Genomic DNA, 1,633 nt, shown 5'->3' on the forward strand with positions numbered 1-1,633 from the left:
GGTGGCTGCGACTGTTTAATAAAAACACAGCACTCTGCAAACACGAAAGTGGACGTATAGGGTGTGACGCCTGCCCGGTGCTGGAAGATTAAATGATGGGGTGCAAGCTCTTGATTGAAGTCCCAGTAAACGGCGGCCGTAACTATAACGGTCCTAAGGTAGCGAAATTCCTTGTCGGGTAAGTTCCGACCTGCACGAATGGCGTAACGATGGCCACACTGTCTCCTCCTGAGACTCAGCGAAGTTGAAATGTTTGTGATGATGCAATCTCCCCGCGGAAAGACGGAAAGACCCCATGAACCTTTACTGTAGCTTTGTATTGGACTTTGAACGGATCTGTGTAGGATAGGTGGGAGGCTTTGAAGCAGGGTCGCTAGATCTTGTGGAGCCAACGTTGAAATACCACCCTGGTGCGTTTGAGGTTCTAACCTAGGCCCGTTATCCGGGCCGGGGACAGTGCATGGTAGGCAGTTTGACTGGGGCGGTCTCCTCCCAAAGCGTAACGGAGGAGTTCGAAGGTACGCTAGTTACGGTCGGACATCGTGACGATAGTGCAATGGCATAAGCGTGCTTAACTGCGAGACTGACAAGTCGAGCAGATGCGAAAGCAGGACATAGTGATCCGGTGGTTCTGTATGGAAGGGCCATCGCTCAACGGATAAAAGGTACTCTGGGGATAACAGGCTGATACCGCCCAAGAGTTCATATCGACGGCGGTGTTTGGCACCTCGATGTCGGCTCATCTCATCCTGGGGCTGTAGCCGGTCCCAAGGGTATGGCTGTTCGCCATTTAAAGAGGTACGTGAGCTGGGTTTAAAACGTCGTGAGACAGTTTGGTCCCTATCTTCCGTGGGCGCTGCAGATTTGAGGAAGCCTGCTCCTAGTACGAGAGGACCGGAGTGGACGCACCTCTGGTGTACCTGTTGTCACGCCAGTGGCATTGCAGGGTAGCTAAGTGCGGAAGAGATAACCGCTGAAAGCATCTAAGCGGGAAACTCGTTTCAAGATGAGATCTGCCGGGGCCTCGAGCCCCCTGAAGAGTCGTTCTAGACCAGGACGTTGATAGGTCAGGTGTGGAAGCGCAGTAATGCGTTAAGCTAACTGATACTAATTGCTCGTGCGGCTTGACCCTATAACTTTGATCGTCAGATCAGGGTGTTATGCCAGGGTTGAACGCAATCAAGATAGAGCGCATCGCCACGGTGGTGCGCATGATTCGAATACTCTATGAATTGGTCGTTTAGTCCGTGTGGACTGAATGGCAAAAAGTTATGCCTGATGACCATAGCGAGGTGGTCCCACTCCTTCCCATCCCGAACAGGACAGTGAAACGCCTCTGCGCCGATGATAGTGCGGGTTCCCGTGTGAAAGTAGGACATCGTCAGGCTATTAAAACGGCAAACGCCCCAGCAGAAATGCTGGGGCGTTTTGCTTTGTGCGAAGCGTTAGTTGATCAGGCGCTGTCGGGAGTAAACACCTTCTCGCAGTTGCCGCGGCCGGCGTCCGCCGCCGGCAACTTGGCACAAGTCTTCGCGAGCTGTTGCTTCACCTTCTCGACGACTTTTGTGCGGGCCGCATCCGAGCCCTGCCACTTCGTGAGACTCGTGGCCATGAGCTTCAGCGATCGCTGGTT

The 1,633-nt window shown here is 53.5% G+C and carries 1 protein-coding gene and 2 rRNA genes; 2 read left to right on the forward strand and 1 reads right to left on the reverse strand.

What is annotated here, in order from left to right; translation table 11 throughout:
• Positions 1 to 1,132: ribosomal RNA gene (locus VK958_RS00400) — 23S ribosomal RNA — on the forward strand; the annotation flags it as partial.
• Positions 1,133 to 1,274: 142 nt separating this feature from the next.
• A 5S ribosomal RNA gene (gene rrf, locus VK958_RS00405) occupies positions 1,275 to 1,387 on the forward strand.
• A 66-nt stretch (positions 1,388 to 1,453) separates the two neighbouring features.
• Here rrf and VK958_RS00410 read toward each other — a convergent pair.
• Positions 1,454 to 1,633 (reverse strand): hypothetical protein (locus VK958_RS00410; protein WP_325238283.1); only part of this gene is annotated, 180 nt, incomplete at its 5' end.

This window comes from Methylophilus sp. (assembly GCF_035460085.1).
In the GTDB taxonomy this organism is placed as follows: domain Bacteria; phylum Pseudomonadota; class Gammaproteobacteria; order Burkholderiales; family Methylophilaceae; genus Methylophilus.